The organism is Zestomonas ipomoeae (genome assembly GCF_057128665.1).
The window spans coordinates 229,950-253,755 of sequence record NZ_JBSKHQ010000003.1; the positions used below are offsets into that span (position 1 = coordinate 229,950).

20 protein-coding genes are annotated in these 23,806 nt (G+C 66.8%); 17 read left to right on the top strand and 3 right to left on the bottom strand.

Translation table 11 applies throughout. The annotated features are described in order from the left end of the window. Window position 1: 1 nt before the first annotated feature. The 17 genes from ACWKV7_RS06670 to ACWKV7_RS06750 all read left to right on the top strand — a co-directional run bounded on the left by ACWKV7_RS06670 (window position 2) and on the right by ACWKV7_RS06750 (window position 15,367). A complete protein-coding gene (locus ACWKV7_RS06670) occupies window positions 2-730 on the top strand; it encodes a glycosyltransferase family 2 protein (protein WP_483856951.1) in 729 nt (242 codons plus the stop codon). After that, entirely contained in the window at window positions 727-1,653 is a 927-nt protein-coding gene (locus ACWKV7_RS06675; RefSeq protein ID WP_483856871.1) for an LpxL/LpxP family acyltransferase, read from the top strand. The genes ACWKV7_RS06670 and ACWKV7_RS06675 overlap by 4 nt, the downstream gene beginning before the upstream one ends. Further along, a complete protein-coding gene (locus ACWKV7_RS06680) occupies window positions 1,643-3,178 on the top strand; it encodes an HAL/PAL/TAL family ammonia-lyase (RefSeq protein WP_483856872.1) in 1,536 nt (511 codons plus the stop codon). Before ACWKV7_RS06675 ends, ACWKV7_RS06680 begins: the two co-directional genes overlap by 11 nt. Before the next feature lie 131 nt (window positions 3,179-3,309). Further along, window positions 3,310-3,735: an acyl-CoA thioesterase gene (locus tag ACWKV7_RS06685; RefSeq protein WP_483856873.1), complete on the top strand. Its 426-nt coding sequence runs from the start codon at window positions 3,310-3,312 to the stop codon at window positions 3,733-3,735. 269 nt (window positions 3,736-4,004) lie between these two features. Then, window positions 4,005-4,571, top strand: a complete 567-nt coding sequence (locus tag ACWKV7_RS06690) for an outer membrane lipoprotein carrier protein LolA (protein ID WP_483856952.1) — start codon at window positions 4,005-4,007, stop codon at window positions 4,569-4,571. Window positions 4,572-4,575: 4 nt separating this feature from the next. Next, complete coding sequence (locus ACWKV7_RS06695) at window positions 4,576-6,903, top strand: MMPL family transporter (RefSeq protein ID WP_483856953.1); 2,328 nt, start codon at window positions 4,576-4,578, stop codon at window positions 6,901-6,903. Next, window positions 6,900-8,051, top strand: a complete 1,152-nt coding sequence (locus tag ACWKV7_RS06700) for a sodium:proton antiporter (protein WP_483856874.1) — start codon at window positions 6,900-6,902, stop codon at window positions 8,049-8,051. Before ACWKV7_RS06695 ends, ACWKV7_RS06700 begins: the two co-directional genes overlap by 4 nt. Next, on the top strand, window positions 8,038-9,297 hold the full coding sequence (locus ACWKV7_RS06705; RefSeq protein WP_483856875.1) for an NAD(P)/FAD-dependent oxidoreductase: 1,260 nt from the start codon (window positions 8,038-8,040) through the stop codon (window positions 9,295-9,297). Before ACWKV7_RS06700 ends, ACWKV7_RS06705 begins: the two co-directional genes overlap by 14 nt. Before the next feature lie 8 nt (window positions 9,298-9,305). Beyond that, window positions 9,306-10,025: a class I SAM-dependent methyltransferase gene (locus ACWKV7_RS06710; RefSeq protein ID WP_483856876.1), complete on the top strand. Its 720-nt coding sequence runs from the start codon at window positions 9,306-9,308 to the stop codon at window positions 10,023-10,025. Further along, entirely contained in the window at window positions 10,022-10,534 is a 513-nt protein-coding gene (locus ACWKV7_RS06715; protein ID WP_483856877.1) for a DUF3261 domain-containing protein, read from the top strand. Before ACWKV7_RS06710 ends, ACWKV7_RS06715 begins: the two co-directional genes overlap by 4 nt. Further along, entirely contained in the window at window positions 10,531-11,733 is a 1,203-nt protein-coding gene (locus ACWKV7_RS06720; protein ID WP_483856878.1) for a beta-ketoacyl-[acyl-carrier-protein] synthase family protein, read from the top strand. Before ACWKV7_RS06715 ends, ACWKV7_RS06720 begins: the two co-directional genes overlap by 4 nt. Further along, window positions 11,730-12,182 carry a hotdog family protein gene (locus tag ACWKV7_RS06725; protein WP_483856879.1) on the top strand — a complete coding sequence of 151 codons (453 nt, stop codon included), beginning with the start codon at window positions 11,730-11,732 and terminating at the stop codon, window positions 12,180-12,182. The genes ACWKV7_RS06720 and ACWKV7_RS06725 overlap by 4 nt, the downstream gene beginning before the upstream one ends. Then, window positions 12,179-12,907 (top strand): 3-oxoacyl-ACP reductase FabG, encoded by a 729-nt coding sequence (gene fabG, locus ACWKV7_RS06730; protein WP_483856880.1) that lies wholly within the window; start codon window positions 12,179-12,181, stop codon window positions 12,905-12,907. Before ACWKV7_RS06725 ends, fabG begins: the two co-directional genes overlap by 4 nt. After that, the gene (locus ACWKV7_RS06735) at window positions 12,907-14,133 is read left to right on the top strand and encodes a beta-ketoacyl-ACP synthase (protein ID WP_483856881.1); all 1,227 of its coding nucleotides are present in this window, start codon (window positions 12,907-12,909) and stop codon (window positions 14,131-14,133) included. Before fabG ends, ACWKV7_RS06735 begins: the two co-directional genes overlap by 1 nt. 81 nt (window positions 14,134-14,214) lie before the next feature. Beyond that, window positions 14,215-14,658 (top strand): excinuclease, encoded by a 444-nt coding sequence (locus ACWKV7_RS06740; protein ID WP_483856882.1) that lies wholly within the window; start codon window positions 14,215-14,217, stop codon window positions 14,656-14,658. Beyond that, the gene (locus tag ACWKV7_RS06745; RefSeq protein ID WP_483856883.1) at window positions 14,648-14,974 is read left to right on the top strand and encodes a c-type cytochrome; all 327 of its coding nucleotides are present in this window, start codon (window positions 14,648-14,650) and stop codon (window positions 14,972-14,974) included. Before ACWKV7_RS06740 ends, ACWKV7_RS06745 begins: the two co-directional genes overlap by 11 nt. 102 nt (window positions 14,975-15,076) lie before the next feature. After that, entirely contained in the window at window positions 15,077-15,367 is a 291-nt protein-coding gene (locus tag ACWKV7_RS06750; RefSeq protein ID WP_483856884.1) for a hypothetical protein, read from the top strand. Window positions 15,368-16,499: 1,132 nt separating this feature from the next. Here the strand turns inward: ACWKV7_RS06750 and hemE are convergent. The 3 genes from hemE to gltB all read right to left on the bottom strand — a co-directional run bounded on the left by hemE (window position 16,500) and on the right by gltB (window position 23,627). Continuing rightward, entirely contained in the window at window positions 16,500-17,567 is a 1,068-nt protein-coding gene (gene hemE, locus ACWKV7_RS06755) for a uroporphyrinogen decarboxylase (RefSeq protein ID WP_483856885.1), read from the bottom strand. A 169-nt stretch (window positions 17,568-17,736) separates the two neighbouring features. Continuing rightward, entirely contained in the window at window positions 17,737-19,155 is a 1,419-nt protein-coding gene (locus ACWKV7_RS06760) for an FAD-dependent oxidoreductase (RefSeq protein ID WP_483856886.1), read from the bottom strand. Window positions 19,156-19,181: 26 nt separating this feature from the next. Continuing rightward, window positions 19,182-23,627 carry a glutamate synthase large subunit gene (gene gltB, locus ACWKV7_RS06765; RefSeq protein WP_483856887.1) on the bottom strand — a complete coding sequence of 1,482 codons (4,446 nt, stop codon included), beginning with the start codon at window positions 23,625-23,627 and terminating at the stop codon, window positions 19,182-19,184. Between the last annotated feature and the right edge of the window lie 179 nt (window positions 23,628-23,806).

Sequence of the window (23,806 nt, forward strand, 5' to 3'; positions counted from 1 at the left end):
CATCCCCTGCGCCGTCATCCCGGTCTACAACCACGAAGGCCCGCTGCCCGGCGTGGTCGAGCGCCTGCTCGCCCAGGGTTTGCCGTGCGTGCTGGTGGACGACGCCTCCAGCCCGGCCTGCGCCGCAGCGATGGACCGTCTGGCCGAACAGGAGACGGTGCACCTGCTGCGCCTGCCGCACAACCAGGGCAAGGGCGGCGCGGTGATGGCCGGGCTGCGCGAGGCGCGGCGCCTGGGCTTCAGCCATGCCCTGCAGGTGGACGCCGACGGCCAGCACGACCTCGATGACGTAGGCAGCTTTCTCGATGCCTCGTGCCAGGCGCCGGACACGCTGATCTGTGGCTACCCGCGCTACGACGCCAGCGTGCCCAAGGGGCGCCTGTACGCCCGCTACCTGACCCATGTGTGGGTGTGGATCAACACCCTGTCGCTGGGCATTCGCGACTCCATGTGCGGCTTTCGCGTCTATCCGCTGGCGCCGACCCTGGCGCTGATCGACAGCGTGCACATCGGCCGGCGCATGGATTTCGACACCGAGATCCTCGTACGCCTGGCCTGGCGCAACCAGCCGATGCACTGGCTGCCGACCCGGGTGCACTACCCGCAGGACGGCCTCTCGCATTTCCGTCTGTGGCTGGACAACGCCCTGATCTCGAAGATGCACGCCAAGCTGTTCTTCGGCATGTTGCTGCGTGCCCCCGCGATCCTCTACCGCCGGTGGTGCCGATGAGCGACAGCCGCCACTGGGCCGCGGAACAAGAGCGCGGCAGCTTCCTGCTGATGAGGTTCACCGCCTGGATCGCCCGCGGCCTCGGCCGCCGCGCCCTGGCGCCGCTGCTGTACCTGATCGTTTTCTACTTCTTCCTGTTCGGTCGCACCGCGCGCCAGAGCGCCTGGCAGTACCAACGGTACCTGGCCGAGGCCAGCGGCCGCACGCAGTCGAAGCCGACCCTGCGCTCGGTGTTCGGCCAGTTCATGAGCTTCGCCGACAGCCTGCTGGACAAGCTCGACGTGTGGAACGGCCGCCTCGGCCTGGACCGGATCGAACTGAACGACCCCGCCGGCCTGCGCTCGCGGCTGCGCGGCGAGCGCGGGCAGATGCTGGTTGGCGCGCACCTGGGCAACCTGGAAGTCTGCCGGGCCCTGGCCGAGATCGGCGAGAAGGTGCAGATGAACGTGCTGGTGCATACCAAGCACGCCGAGCGCTTCAACCGCCTGCTCGGCGAGGCCGGGGCCAGCCACCTGCGGCTGATCCAGGTCAGCGAGCTGGACCCGGCGATCATGCTGCAGCTATCCCAGCGCCTGGATCGCGGCGAATGGCTGGCGATCGCCGGCGACCGCGTGCCGCTGCATGGCGGCCGCCGGGTGACGGTCGACTTCCTCGGCCATCCTGCCGCCTTGCCGCAGGGCCCCTGGCTGCTGGCCGGGCTGCTGCAATGCCCGCTCAACCTGATGTTCTGCCTGAAGCAGGACGGCCGTTATCGCGTGCACCTGGAGCCGTTCGCCGAGCGCATCCAGTGGCGGCGCAGCGACCGCGAACAGGTTATCCGCAACTGGGCCCAGCGCTACGCCGACCGCCTCGGCCAGCGCTGCCTGGACGCACCGCTGCAATGGTTCAACTTCTACCCGTTCTGGAAACAGCATGACGACTGATCCCGTGGTATTCGGCGAAGGCCATCTTTCCATCGAAGCGGTGGTCGCCGTGGCCCAGCGCCGCGCGCCGGCCGTGTTGCAGGCCGATGAGGCGTTCCGCCAGCGCATCGCCAAGGGCGCGCAATTCCTCGACACCCTGCTGGACAAGGAAGGCGTGATCTATGGTGTGACCACCGGCTACGGCGACTCCTGCGTAGTCGCCGTGCCGCTGCACCACGTCGAGGCGCTGCCGCGCCATCTCTACACCTTCCACGGCTGCGGCCTGGGCAAGCTGCTCGACGCCGAGGCCACCCGCGCCGTGCTCGCCGCGCGCCTGCGTTCGCTGTCCCACGGCGTGTCCGGCGTGCGCATCGAGTTGCTGGAACGCCTGCAGGGCTTTCTCGAGCACGACATCCTGCCGCTGATCCCGGAAGAAGGTTCGGTCGGCGCCAGCGGCGACCTGACCCCGCTGTCCTACGTCGCCGCCACCCTCGCTGGCGAACGCGACGTGCTCTGGCGCGGCGACGTGCGCAGCTCTGCCGAGGTACATCGTGCGCTGGGCTGGACGCCGCTGACTCTGCGGCCGAAAGAGGCCCTGGCGCTGATGAACGGCACCGCGGTGATGACCGGCCTGGCCTGCCTGGCCTACGCCCGCGCCGACTACCTGCTGCAACTGGCCACGCGCATCACCGCGCTCAACGTCATCGCCCTGCAGGGCAACCCGGAGCACTTCGACGAACGCCTGTTCGCCGCCAAGCCGCATCCGGGCCAGACCCAGGTCGCCGCCTGGCTGCGCCAGGACCTGGCCATCGACGCGCCCACCGCGCCGCTGCATCGCCTGCAGGACCGCTACTCGCTGCGCTGCGCGCCCCATGTGCTCGGCGTGCTGGCCGACAGCCTGGGCTGGCTGCGGCAGTTCATCGAGGTCGAACTGAACAGCGCCAACGACAATCCGATCATCGATGCCGAGGCCGAGCGCGTACTGCATGGCGGGCACTTCTACGGCGGCCACATCGCCTTCGCCATGGACAGCCTGAAGAACCTGGTGGCCAACGTCGCCGACCTGCTCGACCGCCAGCTCGCCCTGCTGGTGGACGTGCGCTACAACCACGGCCTGCCGAGCAACCTGTCCGGCGCGCCGGCAGAGACCGCGATGATCAACCACGGCTTCAAGGCCGTGCAGATCGGCGCCAGTGCCTGGACCGCCGAGGCGCTGAAGAACACCCTGCCGGCCAGCGTGTTCTCGCGCTCCACCGAATGCCATAACCAGGACAAGGTGAGCATGGGCACCATCGCCGCCCGCGACGCCCTGCGCAGCCTGGAACTGACCGAGCAGGTCGCCGCCGCCACCCTGCTCGCTGCCCAGCAGGGCGTCTGGCTGCGCGAACGCAGTGAAGACGCCCGTCCGCTGCCACCGGCCCTGGCCGCCATGCACACCGAGCTGGCCGAGGACTTCCCACCGCTGATCGAAGACCGCGCCCTGGAAGGCGAACTGCGCCTGTGCCTGGAGCGTATCCGCAGCCGCCACTGGAGCCTCTATGCGTAACGTCTCTTGCGTAGGGCGGGTGCAACCCGCCAGTCGCTCCTGCGGGTACCGGCCTGCACCTGTAGGGGCGAATTTATTCGCCTGGCAAGGCAGCGGTTGGCGAATGAATTCGCCCCTGCAAGGAGCCGCCCATGCGTAAGGCCGGCGTGCTGCAGGTCGAGACGGAGATTCTCGTACCGTTCTTCGACGTGGACATGATGGAAGTGGTCTGGCACGGCCACTACGTCAAGTACCTGGAGGTCGCCCGCTGCGCGCTGCTCGACGCGCTCGGCCACAACTACACGCAAATGCGCGACGCCGGCTACGCCTGGCCGATCATCGACCTGCAACTGCGCTACATCCGCGGGGCCAGGTTCGGCCAGCGACTGATCGTGCGCGCCGACCTGGTGGAGTGGGAGAACCGCCTGAAGATCAATTACCTGATCAGCGACGCCGAGACCGGCGAACGCCTGACCCGTGGCAGTTCGGTGCAAGTGGCGGTGGAAATCGCCACGCGCGAAATGCTGCTGGCCTCGCCCAGGGTGTTCGTCGAGGCGGTGGAGAGGGTGCTGGGTTGATGACTCTGTGGCAACGTTTGGCCGGTTGGCTTGAAGCCCAACGCAAGAGAGCAACTCCCCAGGGGCGCCACGCGCCCTTGTTGGGCTTCGCTGCGCTCAACGCCAACCTACCCCTTCGCGACGCCCCCGTAGGTTGGGTTGAGACGCGCAGCGACGAAGCTCAACATCGCTGTCCAGCCCCCGCACCGCTCGGGCGCGCAGCCCGCTCGCCAAGCCTGCTCAACACGCCATTTCGCCAGCTACTGCGCACCAGCCTGTTGTTGCTGGCGATGGCCAGCATCAGCCCGCTGGCGCAGGCCTTCGACCTGCCCCAGTTGAATGCCCAGCTATCGGCGCCGGAGGTCATCCGCGGTCCGTTCGTACAGGAAAAACACCTGCGTGCCCTGCCCCAGCCCCTGACCAGCCAGGGCCGGTTCGTCCTGGCCAGGGACCACGGCCTGCTCTGGCTGCTGCAAAGCCCGCTGCAACAGGACTACCGCATCGACGACCAGGGCATCGCCCGCCGCGACGGCGACACTTGGCAACCGCTGCCGCAACAGGGCGCCGCGGCCCAGCAGAATCGCCTGTTCCTCGCCGTGCTGCGCGGCGACAGCAGCGGCCTGCAACGGGACTTCGAGCTGGCCCTGAGCGGCAGCGCCGACGACTGGCAACTGGTGCTCACCCCGCGCTCGGCATTGCTTAGGCAGATCTTCAGCCATATCGACATTGCCGGCGGCGCGCTGGTCGAGCGCATCGAACTGTTCGAAACCCAGGGCGACCGCACCCTGGTGCGGCTCCCGCAGAGCGAAGCCGGCGCCCCCTTGAACGATGCGGAGCGCGCTGCCTTTGCGCCCTGATCGCCTGCCGAGCGAGCGCCTGCTGCCGCGCCTGTTCCTGATCGGCCTGATCGCCCTGCTGGCGCTGGCCGCCTGGCAATGGCGCAACGGCCCGCCGCTGTCCACCGACCTGATGGAACTGGTGCCCGGTGCCGCCCGCGACGGCCTGCAACAGCAGGCCGAACAGCGCATGCAGGACCCACTCAACCGCGAGCTGCTGGTATTGATCGGCCAGGCCGACCGCGACGCGGCGATTGCCGAGGCCCGTCGCCTGGGCGAGCGCTGGCAGGCCAGCGGGCTGTTCGAGACGGTGCAATGGAGCCTGCGCGCCGACCTGCCGGGCGTGCGCCAACAACTGCTGCAGGGCCGCCTGGCATTGCTCGGCGCCGCCGACCGCCAGTTGCTGATCGGGCAGCCGCAGGCATTCCTCGAGCAGCGCGTGCAGCGCCTGTTCGATCCCTTCGCCGGCGTCGCCCTGGTACCCGCCGAACAGGACTGGCTGGGCCTGGCCGAGCGCGCCGCCGCCCGTCTGCAGCAACAGAACGGCGCGGTGCAGGCCGACCTGGCCAGCGGCGCATTGCTGGCCGAGGCCGATGGCCTTCACTGGGCGCTGCTGCGGGCTCGCACCCGCGCCGATGCCTTCGACCTGAACCTGCCGCTGCGCGTGGCGGAACTCATCGAGCAAGCTCGCAAGGATCTGCCGGCCGACACCCAATTGCTTGCCACCAGCGGCCTGCTGCACGCGGCGGCTGGCCAGCAACAGGCCAGTCGCGAAATGACCTGGGTCGGCGGCGGCGCTGCGCTCGGTGCGCTGCTGTTGCTGGTGCTGGCGTTCCGGCGCGCGCGGGTGCTGGTGGCCTTCCTGCCGGTCGTCTGCGGGCTGCTGGCCGGCTTGGTGTCCTGCGTCGCGCTGTTCGGCAAGGTCCATGTGATCACCCTGGTGCTCGGCAGCAGCCTGGTCGGCGTGGCCATGGACTACCCGCTGCACTACCTGAGCAAGAGCTGGGCGCTGCGACCCTGGCACAGCTGGAACGCACTGCGCGCCACCCTGCCCGGCCTCAGCCTGAGCCTGGCGACCAACCTGATCGGCTACTTGGCCCTGGCCTTCACCCCGTTCCCGGCACTGACGCAGATCGCCGCCTTCTCGGTCGCCGGGCTGCTGGCCGCCTACCTCTGCGTACTGTGCCTGTTGCCGGCGCTGCTCGCTGGCGCACAACTGCGGCCCTGGCCATTGCTGCTGGCACTGGCCGAGCGCGCCTGGCGAGTGCGCCTGGCATTGCTGCAACGTATCGGCTCGCCGCTGCTGTTATTCCTGCTGCTGGCCTTCTGCGCCGGCGGTCTGTCCCGCCTGGAGGTGCGCAACGACCTGCGCCAGTGGGTCGGCACCCCGCCGCAGTTGCTGGAGCAGGCCCAGCGCATCGCCCGCATCACCGGCTTCCAGCCCACCAGCCAGTTCTACCTGGTGCGTGGCGCCGAGCCGCAGCAGTTGCTGGAGCGCCAGGCCCGTCTCGGCGAGCGCCTGGACCGGCTGGTCGCCAAGCAGCAATTGCAAGGCTACAGCGCCCTCAGCCAGTTGCTCGCCGCACCAGCCGCGCAATTCCGCATGCGCCAGGCGCTGGGCAACCTGCGAGCGCACTGGCAACCACTGCTCGACCTCGGCGTGCCGGCGGCGGCCCTGGAGCGGGAGCTGGAAGAGCTGCAGACACTGCCGCCAGTGGATATCCCCACGACGCTGGCCGGCCCGCTCGGCGAAGCCTGGCGGCCGCTGTGGCTCGGCGCTGACGGCAACGGCGTGGCTGCTCTGGTGAGCCTGCGCGGCGTGACCGCTGCCGAGCTGCTGGCGCAGCAGGCCGAGGGCCTGGAAGGCGTGCAACTGGTCGACCGCATCGGCCAGTTGAACGGCGCCTTCGCCGCCGCCCAGTGGAAGGCCACGGAGCTGAAACTGCTGTCCTGCTCGCTGATCGTCGTGCTGCTGGTGCTGCCTTTCGGGCTCAAGGGCGCGTTGCGGGTAATGGCCCTGCCGCTGCTGGCGGCCCTGGCGAGCCTCGCCTGCCTCGGCTGGCTGGGCCAGCCGCTGACCCTGTTCAGCCTGTTCGGTCTGCTGCTGGTCAGCGCCATCGGTGTCGACTACGCGATCCTGATGCGCGAGCGGGTCGGTGGCGCGGCGGTCAGCCTGCTCGGCAATGCGCTGGCGGCACTCACCACCTGGCTGGCATTCGGCCTGTTGGCATTGTCCAGCACCCCGGCGGTGAGCAACTTCGGCCTGGCCATCGGCCTGGGCCTGCTGTTCAGCTTCCTGCTCGCGCCCTGGGCCGGCACTCGCCAGGCTGCGCCGAGCGAGACCGCACCATGACGGTCGTCGGCTTCTGGCTGTCGGCCCTGGCCCTGTATGCCGCCGCCCTGGCCCTCGGCAAGCGCCTGGGCGTCGCGCCCATCGTCAGCCAGTTGCTGCTGGCCGGCCTGGGCATTCCGCTGCTGCTCGCCGGCGTCGGGCCGCACTGGTCGCTGCAGGCCGACGCGCTGCTGGCACCCGCCTGGCTGCAAGGGCTCTACGGGCTGAGCTTCGCCCTGCTGCTGGGCTATATCCTCAGCGACGTGGTCGATCTGCAGTTCGACTCGCAGAGCCTGAAGATCGCCCTGCCGAGCTTTCTGCTGCCGCTGGCTTGCGGCCTGGCCTGCGCCGCCTGGCTGTTGCCGGATGGCGGCTGGCTGGGTGCCTTGGGCCTCGGCCTGCTGTTTTCCATCACCGCCATCCCGGTGCTGTACCTCTACCTGCAGAACATCGGCTACCCGCCGGCCGCAACCAAGCGTCTGCTGCAGGCGGCGATCCTGATGGACCTGGCCTGCTGGAGCCTGTTCGCCCTGGCCCAGGGCGGCGCGCAACCACAGCACCTGCTCTGGCCGCTGCTGGCGGCGGGCCTGCCGCTGTTGCTGCGGGCCCTGCGCCTGCGCCACGGGCTCGCCTACAGCCTGCCGTTCTTCGCCCTTATGCTGCTGTTCCATCAATTGCAGCTCAACGCCCTGCTGTTCGGCATCGCCTACCTGCTGTGCCTGGCCGCGCTGCGCCAGCCCTTGCGCCTGCCCCTGGCGCCGCGCCACTGGGCCTGGCTGCTCAACGGGCTGGCCGTGCCGCTGATCCTGACCTGCGGCGTGTTGCAGGTGGACCTCGGCGCGGCCTGGCAAGGCGCGTCCTGGCTGCACTTGGGCGCATTGCTGCTCCTGCCGATGGCAAGCAAAGTGGCCGGCAGCTGGCTCGGTCTGCACTGGGCCGACCGCCAGGCATGCGCCGCGGCGAAATGGCGCGACAGCCTGCTGCTGAATATCCGCGGGCTGACCGAGATCGTCTTCCTCAATCTGCTGCTGCAACAGGGCTTGATCGCTGCCCCGGTGTACCTCGGCCTGCTGCTGATGAGCCTGGTCGCCACCCTGCTGCCCATCCTGCTCGGCATCCGCCACCCCGTAGAACAACAACAAGCCAGGAGTCCCTATGGCGCCGTTTGATCTGCAACAAAGACAAGTCGTAGTGATCGGAGCAGGCCCGTCCGGGGCCATCGCCAGCGCGCTGTTGAAGCGGCAGGGACACGACGTGCTGGTGCTCGAGCGCCAACGCTTCCCGCGTTTTTCCATTGGCGAGAGCCTGCTCTCCCATTGCCTGGACTTCGTCGCCGAGGCCGGCATGCTTCAGGCGGTGGAAGCCGCCGGCTTCCAGCCGAAAAACGGCGCCGCCTTCGCCTGGGGCGAGCACTACACCAACTTCGATTTCCGCGAAAAATTCACCGAGGGCCAGAGCTGGACCTTCCAGGTGCAACGTGCCCGCTTCGATCAGATCCTGGCCGACGAGGCCGCGCGCCAGGGGGTGGAGATCCGCTACGAAGAAGAAATCGTCGCCGCCGATTTCTCCGGCACCTGCCCGCGGCTGACCGTGCGCCGCCTGGACGGCAGCGAATACGCGCTGGAGTGCGCCTTCGTGCTCGACGCCAGTGGCTACGGCCGAGTGCTGCCGCGCCTGCTGGACCTGGAAGCGCCCTCGGCGTTCCCGGTGCGCCAAGCGGTGTTCACCCATATCGAAGACCGCATCGACAGCACCGGCCTGCACTTCGACCGCGAGAAAATCCTGGTCACCACCCACCCCGAGCATCGTGATGTGTGGTTCTGGACCATTCCGTTCAGCGACGGACGCTGCTCGCTGGGCGTGGTGGCCGACGCCAGCCACTACCAGGGCCGTCCCCAGGATCTCGACGCCTGCCTGCAGCAGTTCGTCGCAGAAACGCCGAGCCTGTCCGGCCTGCTGCGCAACGCCGTGTGGGACACCCCGGCACGCAGCCTCGGCGGCTACTCGGCCAACGTCAAGAGCCTGCACGGGCCCGGTTTCGCGCTGCTCGGCAACGCCGCCGAATTCCTCGACCCGGTGTTCTCCTCCGGGGTAACCATTGCCATGCGCTCGGCGAGCATGGCCGCCGGCCTGTTGCACCGGCAGTTGCAGGGCGAGCCGGTGGACTGGCAGCAGGACTTCGCCGTACCGCTCAAACGCGGCGTGGATACGTTCCGCGCCTATGTCGAGGGTTGGTACGATGGCAGCTTCCAAAACGTGATCTTCCATCCCAATGCCTCGGCGGACATTCGCGGCATGATCAGCTCGATCCTCGCCGGCTACGCCTGGGACCAGCGCAACCCCTATGTTGCCGAGCCCAAGCGGCGCCTGCGCGTGCTCGCCGAGCTGTGCGAGCGCGCCGCCACCGTACGATAAGGACAGCCATGGACCGCGCCGCCCCCACCTACGTCGAAGAAACCCGTTTCGGCTTCTGGTTCCTGCAAAGCCATACCTGGCAGCACCACGTGCTGCGGGTGGCGATCAACGACCTGCAGCGCCTGATCGACGCCCCGCTGCCGGAACAGGCGGTGCTGCTCGATGCCGGCTGCGGCCAGGGCAAGTCGTTTCGCCTGCTGCACGAGGCCTTCTCCCCGGCACGGCTGATCGGCCTGGATGCCGATCCCCACAGCCTCGACTGCTCGCGGGCGGAAGCCTCGCGCCTGGGCCTGGATGTCGAGCTGATCGCCAGCGACTGCGCCCGCATCGAGCTGCCCGACGCCAGTGTCGACCTGCTGTTCTGCCACCAGACCTTCCATCATCTGGTCGAGCAGGAAAAGGCCCTGGCGGAGTTCTGGCGCGTGCTCAAGCCCGGCGGCTGGCTGCTGTTCGCCGAATCGACCAAGGCCTATATCGATACCTGGGTGATCCGCTGGCTGTTCCGCCATCCGATGCACGTGCAGAAAAGCGCCGACGAATACCTGGCCATGTTGCGCGGACAGGGCTTTCAGTTCGCCGAGCGCAACGTTTCCTATCCGTATCTGTGGTGGAGCCGCTCGAAGGACTTCGGCCTGCTGGAGCGCTGGGGCATTCGCCAGCCGAAACCGTTCGGCCAGCGCGAGGAAACCCTGATCAACGCCGCCGCGCGCAAGCCGCTGGAGCCGTGATGCGTCAAGCCCTGCTGCTGCTCGCCCTGCTGCTCGCCGGCTGTGCCGCGCGCGCGCCGCTGCCCACCGCCGCGCCGACGCTGGCCTGGCCGCTGCAACTGCATGTGCAGCGCCAGCAGGGCGAGCAGCGCCAGGACTGGCTGCTGGTGGTGCAGGCGGAAGCCGGCGCGCTGCGCTGGTCGCTGTTCGATCCGCTGGGCATTCCCCTGGCCCGCCAGAGCCTGGAATGGCAGGCCTGGCACAACGACGGCCTGCTGCCGCCGAACCCGGAGGCCCGCGAGCTATTCGCCGCCCTGCTGTTCGCCCTGACCCCGGCGGCGGAACTGGCGCAGCGCTATCCCGATGCCCATTTGCAGGCGACACCGGCCCAGCGGCAGCTGCTGGACGGCGGTCATACCCGCTGGCAGGTCCGCTACCATGGGCCGCTGGATTTCAACCTGACGGCCGCCGGCGGCCTGAACTACCGCGTCACTGCGCTTCCCGCGCATGAGCGAGGAACCGCACCATGACTGTCTATCTCAACGCCCTCGGGCTGACCTGCGCCCTCGGCCAGGGCAAGGCCGAGGTGGCGGCCGGGTTATTCGCCGGCGATGCCGCGGGCATGCGCCCGCAGCAGGGCTGGAGCCCTTGCGGCCCGATGCTGGTGGGCGCCGTCGACGCGCCGCTGCCGGCGATCCCTGCAGGCCTGGAGGACCATTCGACGCGCAACAACCAGCTCCTGCTGGCTGCCGCCCTGGAAATCGACGCCGACATTCGCCAGGCCATCGCGCGCTACGGCGCCGAGCGCATCGCCGTGGTGCTCGGCACCAGCACCTCGGGCATCCACGAGGCCACCGGCGGCATCGCCCGCTATCTGGCCGAGGGCCGGTTCCCCAGCGACTACCGCTACCGCCAGCAGGAACTGGCCGCGCCGGCCGCTTTTCTCGCCGACTGGCTGCAACTGAGCGGCCCGGCCTATGCCATTTCCACCGCCTGCACCTCCAGCGCCCGCGCCCTGCTCAGCGCGCGCCGGCTGCTCGACCTGGGCATCTGCGACGCGGTGCTGTGCGGCGGGGTGGATTCCCTGTGCAGCCTGACCCTGCAAGGCTTCGGCTCGCTGGAGGCGGTCTCCGCCGAGCGCTGCAATCCGTTTTCCGCCAACCGCAACGGCATCAATATCGGAGAGGCCGCCGCGCTCTTTCTCATGACCAAGGAGCCAACGTCCCGCGAGCCGGCCCCCATCGCCCTGCTCGGCTGCGGCGCCAGCTCCGACGCCCACCACATCTCCGCGCCGCAGCCACAAGGGCTCGGCGCCCAGGAAGCGATGCGCAAGGCACTTACCGAAGCCGGCCTAACGGCGGCGCAGATCGACTACCTGAACCTGCACGGTACCGCCACCGTGCACAACGACGCCATGGAAAGCCAGGCGGTGCACGCGCTGTTCCCGGACGGCGTGGCTTGCTCCTCGACCAAACCGCTGACCGGCCACACCCTTGGTGCCGCCGGAGCACTGGAGGCGGCGTTCTGCTGGCTGTGCCTGAGCGAGTACAACCGCGACGGCCAGCTGCCGCCGCATCTGTGGGATGGGGTCGCCGACCCGCAGTTGCCGGCGCTGCGCCTGGCCACCGCCGGCCAGCGCCTGGGGGATCGGCGCCCGCGCCGGCTGATGAGCAACTCCTTCGCCTTCGGCGGCAACAATTTCAGCCTGATTCTCGGGGACACACCATGATCGATTGGCCGATCGCCGAACTCTTGCCCCATGCCGGCGACATGATCCTGCTCGACGGCGTCGACAGCTTCGCCGACGAGGAGGTGCGCACCCGCCTCACCATACGCCCCGGCGGCCTGTTCAACCGCGCCGACGGCAGCCTGCCGGCCTGGGTCGGCGTCGAGCTGATGGCGCAGAGCATCGCCGCCTATGCCGGCTGCCAGGCGCGCCTGCACGGACAACCGGTGGAGCTGGGCTTTCTGCTCGGCACCCGCAGCTTCCAGTGCAACGTCGAAGCCTTTCCGGCCGGCGCCGAACTGCGCATCCATGCCCTGCGCTCGCTGCAGGACGACAACGGCATGGGCGTCTTCGAATGCCATCTCGACGGCCCCGGCATCCATGCCGAGGCCCGCCTCAATGTCTTCCGCCCGCCGGAAGTGGCCAGCTATCTACAGGAACCCGAACTATGAACGACCCGATTCTGGTCACCGGATCGAGCCGTGGCATCGGCCGCGCCATTGCCCTGCGCCTGGCCCGCGCCGGCTTCGACATCGTGCTGCACTGCCGTTCGCGGCGTGACGAGGCCGAGGCCGTGCAGGCGCAGATCGCCGAACTGGGCCGACAGGCGCGCATCCTGCAATTCGACGTATCCGACCGCGACGCTTGCCGCACCACGCTGGAAACCGACGTCGAGCAACACGGCGCCTACTACGGGGTGGTCTGCAATGCCGGGCTGACCCGCGACGGCGCCTTTCCGGCGCTGACCGACGAAGATTGGGACCAGGTGCTGCGCACCAACCTGGACGGCTTCTACAATGTGCTGCACCCGCTGTGCATGCCGATGATCCGGCGGCGCAAGCCAGGGCGCATCGTCTGCATCACCTCGGTCTCCGGGCTGATCGGCAACCGCGGCCAGGTCAATTACAGCGCCTCCAAAGCCGGTGTGATCGGCGCCGCCAAGGCGCTGGCGATCGAGCTGGGCAAGCGCAGGATCACCGTCAACTGCGTGGCACCGGGACTGATCGACACCGATATGCTCGACGAACATGTGCCCCTGGAAGAGATTCTCAAGATGATCCCGGCCGGCCGCATGGGCACACCGGAAGAAGTCGCCGGGGCAGTGAATTTTCTGATGTCCGAGGAGGCGGCATATATCACCCGCCAGGTCCTCGCCGTGAATGGGGGGTTGTGCTGATGAAGCGCGTCGTGGTCACCGGCATGGCCGGCATCACCTCGCTGGGCAGCGACTGGGCCAGCATCGAGGCTAACTTCCGCGCCAACCGCAGCGGCATTCGCTACATGCAGGAATGGGATCGCTTCACCGAGTTGAACACCCGCCTCGGCGGTCCGGTGGACGACTTCGCCGTACCCGCCCACTGGACCCGCAAGCAGCTGCGCAGCATGGGCCGAGTCTCCCGGCTGTCGGTGGCCGCCGCCGAACGTGCCCTGGAAGATGCCGGTCTGCTCGGCGACACCAGCATCCAGGATGGCCGCATGGGCGTGGCCTGCGGCTCCTCCACCGGCAGCACCGACGAGATCAAGGCCTTCGGCAACATGCTGATGAACTCGGTGGCCGACGGCCTCAACGCCAACTCCTACGTGCGCATGATGCCGCACACCACAGCGGCCAATATCAGCATTTTCTTCGGCCTCAAGGGCCGGCTGATCCCCACCTCCAGCGCCTGCACCAGCGGCAGCCAGGGCATCGGCTATGCCTACGAAGCGATCAAGTTCGGCCGTCTGCCGCTGATGCTGGCCGGCGGCGCCGAGGAGCTCTGTCCCACCGAGGCCATGGTGTTCGACGCGCTCTACGCCACCAGCCTGAAGAACGACGCCCCGCACACCTCGCCGCGCCCCTACGACCAGGGCCGCGACGGCCTGGTGATCGGCGAGGGCGCCGGCATGCTGGTGCTCGAGGAACTGGAGCATGCCCTGGCCCGCGGCGCGCGCATCCATGCCGAGCTGGTCGGTTTCGGCAGCAACGCCGACGGCCAGCACATCACCAAGCCGGAACAGGCGACCATGCGCGGCGCCATGCAACTGGCCCTGGATGACGCCGGCCTGCCGCCGGCCGCCATCGGCTACGTCAACGGACACGGCACCGCCACCGAGCAGGGCGATATCGCCGAGACCCTGGCGACCCAGGAGCTGTTCGGCAACCGCATGCCGATCAGCTCGCAAAAGAGCTTTCTCGGCCATACCCTCGGCGCCTGCGGTGCGCTGGAGTCCTGGTTCAGCATCGAGATGATGAACCGCGACCAGTACATCCATACCCTCAACCTGGCGCAGGTCGATCCGCGCTGCGGCGAGCTGGACTACCTGGTCGGCGAGCCGCGCGCCATGAGCCACGAATACGTGATGAACAACAACTTCGCCTTCGGCGGCGTCAACACCTCGTTGATCTTCCGCCGCTGGCGCTGAACGACGCGCCAGCAGAGCCAGGCCCGTGTCGAGCACCGTCTTAGCACCATCCCGCAGTACACCTCAAACAAGGAGACAACAATGAAAAACAAGAACTGGATCATCGCTGCGTTTTGTCTGAGCACCCTGCCCGGCATCAGCCAGGCCCGCGATACCACCCACTACCTGCCGTTCGACAGCGTGGTGGCCGAAGCCACCCAGGCCGGCCGCCTGGATGGCAGCGTCAAGTTCTACCTGGCCGGCAAGCAGCCGGCCGGCAAGGTGACGGTGATCAACCCGAACATCACCACCAGCCAGAAGACCAATGCCTTCAACAAGAGCGACGAGGTCGCCTGCCGCTGGGCCCTGCAGTCGGCGCTGATCCGCCTGCAACAGGCCGCCAAGTCCGCCGGCGCCAATGCCGTGGTGAACATCGCCAGCAACTACAAGAACAACGAGTACAAGGACGCCGAACGCTACGAGTGCCACGCCGGCGCCCTGATGGCGGGCGTTGCGCTCAAGGGGCAGTTGGCCAATGTCAAATAAGCTGCCGGCAATCGTCCTGCTGGCCGGCCTGCTGTCGCTTAGCCCCTCGGCCCTGGCCGAAACGGACGGCGCGGCGCTGTACGGCCAGCACTGCGCCAAGTGCCACGGCGAACAGGGCCGGGCCAACACCTGGCGCGGCTACCTGTATTTCGCCAAGAACCTGAGCAAGGCGAGCTGGCAGGACCGCGAAAGCGACAAAGGCATTCTCAAGGCCATCCGCAAGGGACCCGGCATCATGCCGGCCTATGCGGACACGCTGAGCGAGGCCGAGCAACAGGCCGTGCTTGCCCACGTCCGCACGCTGCGCCAGCCGTGACGGCAAACGCGCGTACCCGTCCGGGTACGCGCGTTGCGTGCCGGGAACGATCGCGGCCGCCAACCAGTCGACAGAAGAGTCATCCACCCGCGAGGGACTCCGATGCTCGACCACCCGCATAAATTCGAGATCAACTATCTCTATCGCAACGAGCCGCGCGTGCAGATCGTCGAGGCGGAGCGGGAGCGCTACCCCCATGGCCAGGCCGCCCGCTACCTGATCGAACTGCACCATGCGGACGCCGAGAACAGCCTGGTCATGCCCAGCGCCGACGCCACCGAAGAAGAACTGCTGGAACAGGCGGAGGTGCTCGGCATCAGCGGTATCCGCGTGACCAGGCTGATACACGGGCACAAGGAAGGCACCTCGCCTGGGCACTATCAACAGCCTTGAAAGCCCGCCATTTCGCTTGAAGAAGCTCGAGAGGAACGCGCTCGCCGGGGTCGAAAGCCCTGGCGGATGGCGGGAAACACCTACCCGCCTCCGGCGTTCGCCGGGGAGACGGGTATGAAAGGTCGAGTGAGAAAAGCGACCTGTGCTGCCTGCCCAAGCCGCCACCCCCTGGCAAGGCATGATCCGCACTGCTCGCATGGGCCGGTGCCCTCAGGCGGCGCAAGCGTGATAGCCCTGCGCTGTCCTCCAAGCCCGTCATACCGACGCAGGTCGGTATCCAGGAACAGGCAGCATCGAAGTCATTGGCCTACTGGGCTGAAGTCCGAGGGATGGCTGGGAAACACCCAGCCGCCCGCCTCTGGCCCCCGGCCTTCGCCGGGGAGACGGGTATGAAAGGCCGAGTGAGAAAAGCGATCTGCGCTGCCTGCCCAAGCCGATACTCCCTTGATCCATGCTGCTCACATGGGCCGGTGCCCTCAGGCGGCGCAAGCGTGATAGCCCTGAGCTGTCCTCCAAGCCCGTCATACCGACGCAGGCCGGTATCCAGGAACAGGCAGCATCGAAGTCATTGGCCCTACTGGACTGAAATCCGAGGAATGGCCAGGAAACACTCGCCCGCCTCTGGACCCCGGCCTTCGCCGGGGAGACGGGTATGAAAGACCGAGTGAGAAAAACAATCTGCGCTGCCAGCCCAAGCCGATACCCCCTTGGCAAGGGATGATCCATGCTGCGCGCATGGGCCGGTGTCCTCAGGCAGCGCAAGAGTGATAGCCCCGCGCTGTCCTCCAAGCCCGTCATACCGACGGAGGTCGGTATCCAGGAGCAGGCAGCATCGAAGTCATTGGCCCTACTGGATTGAAGCCCGCGCAATGGTCAGGAGACACCCACCCTCCTCTGGACCCCGGCCTTCGCCGGGGAGACGGGTATGAAAGGCCGAGTGAGAAAAGCGATCTGCGCTGCCTGCCCAAGCCGATGCCCCCTTGGCAAGGCATGATCCATGCTGCTCGCATGGGCCGGAACCCTCAGGCAGCGCAAGAGTGATAGCCCTTCAATGTCCCTCAAGCCCGTCCTACCGACGCAGGTCGGTAATCGGGGTATAGGCAACGCAGAAGCATCCGGCAACCGGCAACGATCAGTGATGGTACTGAGCGGAAAGTTCGTGCACCGCCTCGAGGAAGGCGCCGGCATGAGCCGGATCGACTTCCGGGGTGATGCCATGGCCGAGATTGAACACATGCCCCGAGCCCTGACCGTAGCTGGCGAGGATGCGCGCGACTTCCGCGCGGATCGCCTGCGGCTTGGCATAAAGCACGGTCGGGTCCATGTTGCCCTGCAAGGCGACCCTGGCGCCGACGCGGCGACGAGCCTCGCCGATATCGCAGGTCCAGTCCAGGCCGAGCGCATCGGCACCGGCCTCGGCCAGGGTTTCCAGCCAGAGCCCGCCGTTCTTGGTGAACAGGATCACCGGGATCTGGCGACCGTCGTGCTCGCGGATCAGTCCGGCGACGATCTGCTTCATATAGGCCAGGGAGAACTCCAGGTAGGCTGCCGACGACAGGTTGCCGCCCCAGGTATCGAAGATCTGCACCGCCTGGGCACCGGCAAGGATCTGCCCGTTGAGATAGGCAGTCACCGAGCGCGCCAGCTTGTCGAGCAGCGCATGCATGGCCTGCGGGTTGTCGTAGAGCATCGCCTTGGACTTGCGAAAGTCCTTCGACGAGCCGCCCTCGACCATGTAGGTGGCCAGGGTCCAGGGGCTGCCGGAGAAGCCGATCAGCGGCACGCGGCCGTCCAGCTCGCGGCGAATGGTGCGCACGGCGTCCATCACATAGCCAAGGTCCTGTTCCGGATCGGGAATCGGCAGCGCCTCGATGTCGGCGGCGCTGGCGATCACCTTCTTGAAGCGCGGGCCCTCGCCGGTCTCGAAGTACAGGCCCTGGCCCATGGCGTCGGGAATGGTGAGGATGTCGGAGAACAGGATCGCCGCATCGAGCTGCGGGTAGCGGTCCAGCGGCTGCAAGGTGACCTCGCAGGCGAACGCTGGGTTCTGCATCAGGCTCATGAAGTCGCCGGCCTTGGCCCGGCTCGCCCGATACTCCGGCAGGTAACGACCGGCCTGGCGCATCATCCACACCGGGGTCACATCGACGGGTTGCTTGAGCAAGGCTCGGAGGAAGCGGTCGTTCTTCAGGGCGGTCATGGCATTGTCCAACAGAAAAGTGCCGGCATTTTCGCAAACCGCAACGCAAAAGGCACGGCGGGTGCCGTGCCTTTTGTCCAGCGAGTCAATTTGTCGCGCTTGGCAAGCTACAAGCTGAGAGAGAACGCGTCCACTCGCCGCGTGTAGCTTGCAGCTTCTCGCTGCGTGATCAGACGCCGAGGTAGTCGAGAATGCCCTCGGCCGCCTGGCGCCCTTCGAAGATCGCCGTCACCACCAGATCGGAACCGCGCACCATGTCGCCACCGGCGAAGATCTTCGGGTTGCTGGTCTGGTGCTTGAACTGGCCCTGCTCCGGTGCCACGACGCGGCCCTGGTTGTCGGTCTTGATCTCGAACTGCTCGAACCACGGCGCCGGGCTCGGACGGAAACCGAAGGCGATCACCACCGCATCGGCCGGCAGGATTTCCTCGGAACCGGGGATCGGCTCCGGGCTGCGGCGACCACGGGCGTCGGGCTCGCCGAGACGGGTCTCGACCACCTTCACGCCTTCCACCTTGTCCTCGCCGACAATGGCGATGGGCTGGCGGTTGAAGAGGAACTTCACGCCCTCTTCCTTGGCGTTCTTCACTTCCTTGCGCGAACCCGGCATGTTTTCTTCGTCGCGGCGATAGGCGCAGGTCACGCTCTTGGCACCCTGGCGGATCGAGGTACGGTTGCAGTCCATCGCGGTGTCGCCACCGCCGAGCACCACGACCTTCTTGCCCTTCATGTCGATGAAGTCCTCGGGAGACTTCTCGAAGCCGAGGTTGCGGTTGACGTTGGCGATCAGGAAGTCCAGCGCATCGTAGACGCCCGGCAGGTCCTCGCCAGGGAAGCCGCCTTTCATGTAGGTGTAGGTACCCATGCCCATGAACACGGCATCGTACTCATCGAGCAGTTGCTCCATGGTCACGTCCTTGCCCACTTCGGTGTTCAGCCGGAACTCGATGCCCATGCCGGCGAACACCTCGCGGCGACGGCTCATCACAGTCTTTTCCAGCTTGAACTCGGGAATGCCGAAGGTCAGCAGGCCGCCGATTTCCGGGTTCTTGTCGAACACCACCGGGGTCACGCCGTTGCGCACCAGCACGTCAGCACAGCCCAGGCCCGCCGGGCCGGCGCCGATGATGGCGACCTTCCTGCCGGTCGGCTTGACCTTGGACATGTCCGGACGCCAGCCCATGGCGAAGGCGGTATCGGTGATGTACTTCTCCACCGAGCCGATGGTCACCGCGCCGAAGCCGTCGTTCAGCGTGCAGGCGCCTTCGCACAGGCGATCCTGCGGGCACACCCGGCCGCAGACTTCCGGCAGCGTATTGGTCTGGTGGCTGAGTTCGGCGGCCGCCAGGATGTTGCCCTCCGAGACCAGCTTCAGCCAGTTCGGAATGTAGTTGTGCACCGGGCACTTCCATTCGCAATACGGGTTGCCGCAGCCCAGGCAGCGATGCGCCTGGTCGGCGGCCTGGGCCGGCTTGAAGGGTTCGTAGATTTCCACGAACTCCTTCTTGCGCTGCCGCAGGAGCTTCTTCTTCGGGTCCTTGCGCCCGACTTCGATGAACTGGAAGTCGTTGTTCAGACGTTCAGTCATTTCAAAACCTCAAACTTCAGGCGCGATTACTGCGGATTCGCACGGGTGGTGGACAACAGCGAAGCCAGGCTCGCAGCCTTGGGCTTGACCAGCCAGAACTTGCGCAAGTAATCGTCCAGGTTCTCGGACAGATTGCGCCCCCACTCGCTGCCGGTCTCCTGCACGTACTCGACGAGCACGCGTTGCAGGTGGCTCCGGTAGGCCTCCATCGATTCGTTGTTGATGCGCTGGATCTCCACCAGCTCATGGTTGACCTGGTCGACGAAGCTGTTGTCCAGGTCGAGCACATAGGCGAAACCGCCGGTCATGCCCGAGCCGAAGTTGTAGCCGGTCTTGCCCAGGACGCAGACGAAACCGCCGGTCATGTATTCGCAGCAATGGTCGCCAGTGCCTTCCACCACCGCATGGGCACCGGAGTTGCGCACGCCGAAGCGCTCGCCGGCCGTGCCCGCGGCAAACAGCTTGCCGCCGGTGGCGCCATACAGGCAGGTATTGCCGATGATCGCCGACTCCTCGGACTTGAACGGGCTGCCTTTCGGCGGGGTGATCACCAGCTTGCCGCCGGTCATGCCCTTGCCCACGTAGTCGTTGGCATCGCCTTCCAGGTACAGGTTGAGGCCACCGGCGTTCCACACGCCGAAGCTCTGACCAGCGGTACCCTTGAAACGGAAGGTGATCGGCGCCTTGGCCATGCCTTGGTTGCCGTGGGCTTTGGCGATTTCGCCGGAAACCCGCGCGCCGATGGAGCGGTCGCAGTTGCAGATATCCAGCTCGAACTCGCCGCCGCTCTTCTCGGCAATGGCGCCCTTGGCCAGTTCGACCATCTTCTCGGCCAGCAGGCCTTGGTCGAACGGCGGGTTTTTCTCGACCTGGCAGAACTGCGGCTTGTCCGCCGGCACGTGGTCGCTGCCCAGCAACGGGGTCAGATCCAGGTGCTGCTGCTTCTCGGTCTCGCCCGGCAGGATTTCCAGCAGGTCGGTGCGGCCGATCAGCTCGCCAAGGCTGCGCACGCCCAGTCGGGCCAACCACTCGCGGGTCTCTTCGGCGACGTAGGTGAAGAAGTTCACCACCATGTCGACGGTACCGATGAAGTGGTCCTTGCGCAGCTTGTCGTTCTGGGTGGCGACGCCGGTGGCGCAGTTGTTCAAGTGGCAGATACGCAGGTACTTGCAGCCCAGCGCGATCATCGGCGCAGTACCGAAGCCGAAGCTTTCGGCGCCGAGAATCGCTGCCTTGATCACATCGAGACCGGTCTTCAGACCGCCATCGGTCTGCACCCGCACCTTGCCGCGCAGGTCGTTGCCACGCAGGGTCTGGTGGGTTTCCGCCAGGCCCAGCTCCCAGGGGCTGCCGGCGTACTTGATGGAGGTGATCGGCGACGCGCCGGTACCGCCGTCGTAGCCGGAGATGGTGATCAGGTCCGCGTAAGCCTTGGCCACGCCGGCGGCGATGGTGCCGACGCCCGGCTCGGCCACCAGCTTCACCGACACCAGCGCCTTCGGGTTGACCTGCTTGAGGTCGAAGATCAGCTGGGCCAGGTCTTCGATGGAATAGATGTCATGGTGCGGCGGCGGCGAGATCAGGGTCACGCCGGGTACCGCGTAGCGCAGACGAGCGATCAGTCCGTTGACCTTGCCGCCCGGCAGCTGGCCGCCCTCGCCGGGCTTGGCGCCCTGGGCCACCTTGATCTGCAGCACCTCGGCATTGACCAGGTATTCCGGAGTCACGCCGAAACGGCCGGTGGCCACCTGCTTGATCTTCGAGCTGCGCTCGGTGCCATAGCGGGCCGGATCTTCGCCACCCTCGCCAGAGTTGGAGCGCGCGCCGAGACGGTTCATCGCCGCGGCCAGCGCCTCGTGGGCCTCCGGCGACAGTGCACCGAGGGAAATGCCGGCGGAATCGAAGCGCTTGAGGATCGACTCCAGCGGCTCGACCTCGTCCAGCGCCAGCGGGGTCTCGCTGGTCTTGAGTTTGAGCAGGTCGCGCAGCATCGCCACCGGCCGCTGATCCACCAGTGCGGTGTATTCCTTGAATTTCTCGTAGCTACCCTGCTGCACGGCCGCCTGCAGGGTGTTCACTACATCCGGGTTGTAGGCGTGGTATTCGCCACCGTAGACAAACTTCAGCAGGCCGCCCGGCTGGATCGGCTTGCGGTTGTTCCAGGCCTCGAAGGCCAAGGCCTTCTGCTCGGCCTCGATATCGACGAAACGCGCGCCCTTGATGCGGCTGGCCACGCCGCGGAAGCTCAGCTCGACCACTTCGTCGGACAGGCCGACGGCTTCGAACAGTTGTGCGCCGCGGTAGGAAGCCACGGTGGAGATGCCCATCTTCGACAGGATCTTCAGCAGGCCTTTGGAGATGCCCTTGCGGTAGTGCTTGAACACTTCGAACAGATCGCCCAGCACCTCGCCGGTACGGATCAGGTCGGCCAGCACTTCATAGGCCAGGAACGGGTAGACCGCGGTGGCACCGAAGCCCAGCAGCACCGCGTAATGGTGCGGATCGCGGGCGGTGGCGGTTTCCACCAGGATGTTGCAGTCGCAGCGCAGGCCCTTCTCGGTCAGGCGGTGGTGCACCGCGCCAACGGCCAGGGAGGCGTGCACCGGCAGCTTGCCGGGAGCAATGTGGCGGTCGGTCAGCACCAGCAGCACCTTGCCGCTGCGTACCGCTTCCTCGGCCTGGTCGGCGATGTTGCGCACCGCCGCCTCGAGGCCCATCGACTCCTCGTAGTTGAGGTCGATGATATGGCGCTCGAACCCGGGACGATCCAGGGTCATGATCGTCCGCCACTTGGCCGGGGAAATCACAGGGCTGCTGAGGATCGCGCGGTTGGCGTGATCGGCGGTCTCTTCGAAGACATTGCGCTCGGCCCCGAGGCAGGTCTCCAGCGACATGACGATGGCTTCGCGCAGCGGGTCGATCGGCGGGTTGGTGACCTGGGCGAACTGCTGGCGGAAGTAGTCGTAGGTCGAGCGCACCCGCTTGGACAGCACCGCCATCGGGGTATCGTCGCCCATCGAGCCGACCGCTTCCTGGCCCTGTTCGGCGAGCGGGCGCAGCACCTGGTCACGCTCTTCGAAGGTGACCTGGAACATCTTCATGTATTGCTTGAGTTGGTCACCGTCGTAGCTGGCCACACCGTGGTCGTCATCCAGGGTCGCCTGGATGCGCAGGGCATTCTTGCGCAGCCACTGCTTGTAGGGGTGGCGCGACTTCAGGCGGCTGTCGATATCCGCAGTGGACAGCACCTGACCGGTCTCGGTATCGACGGCGAGAATCTGCCCCGGGCCGACACGGCCCTTGGCGATCACCTCTTCGGGCTGGTAATCCCAGACACCGATTTCCGAGGCCAGGGTGATGTAGCCGTTGCTGGTAGTGACCCAGCGCGCCGGGCGCAGCCCGTTGCGGTCGAGCAGGCAGACGGCGTAGCGACCGTCGGTCAGCACCACGCCGGCCGGACCGTCCCACGGCTCCATGTGCATGGAGTTGTATTCGTAGAAGGCGCGCAGATCGGCGTCCATGGTCTCGACGTTCTGCCAGGCCGGCGGAATGATCATGCGCAGGCCGCGGAACAGGTCCATGCCACCGGTAGCCAGAAGCTCGAGCATGTTGTCCATGCTCGACGAGTCGGAGCCGACACGGTTGACCAGCGGGCCGAGTTCCTCCAGCGCCGGAATGGTCTCGGTGGCGAACTTGGTACGCCGGGCCTGGGCCCAATTGCGGTTGCCGGTGATGGTGTTGATCTCGCCGTTATGGGCGAGAAAGCGGAACGGCTGCGCCAGCGGCCACTTCGGCAGCGTGTTGGTGGAGAAACGCTGGTGAAACACGCAGATCGCGGTTTCCAGGCGCTCGTCGCCCAGGTCCGGATAGAACTGGGCGAGGTCGGCCGGCATCATCAGGCCTTTATAAATGATGGTCTTGTGCGAAAAGCTGCAGATGTAGTGGTCGCTGTCCTCGGCGTTGGCCACCGAGGAGCGCCGCCGGGCGCTGAACAACTTGACCGCGAAATCCTGGTCGGACAGACCTTCGCCACCAATGAACACCTGCTCGATCTGCGGCAGGCGGTCCAGCGCCAGTTGGCCGAGCACGCTGGCATCCACCGGCACCTTGCGCCAGCCGACCAGTTGCAGACCGGCAGCGAGAATCTCGCGATTCATGTTCTCGCGGGCAGCGTCGGCACGTGCGGCGTCCTGGTTGAGGAACACCATGCCCACCGCATATTGCTTGGGCAACTCGACGCCAAAGTGCTCCTGGGCCTTGGCGCGCAGGAAACGATCCGGCTTCTGGATGAGCAGACCACAGCCGTCGCCGGTCTTGCCGTCGGCGTTGATGCCGCCACGGTGGGTCATGCAGGTAAGGGCTTCAATGGCGGTCTGCAGCAGGTGGTGGCTCGCCTCGCCCTGCATGTGGGCGATCAAGCCGAAGCCGCAGTTATCCTTGAACTCATCAGGACGATACAAACCTGCTTTCATAGGGACTCTCACCAGGAAACTTCTAACTATTTCAAACACTTACCAAACGCGCAGGTCGAGGCGCCAGCTTTGCGCAGGCAAAAGGGAGGTCATTGTACACATCACCCCAGGGGGTCACAAATTTTCACGTCGATTCAGTGAAAGTTTTTGTCGCCTGGACGAAGGGATGAGACCAGGCA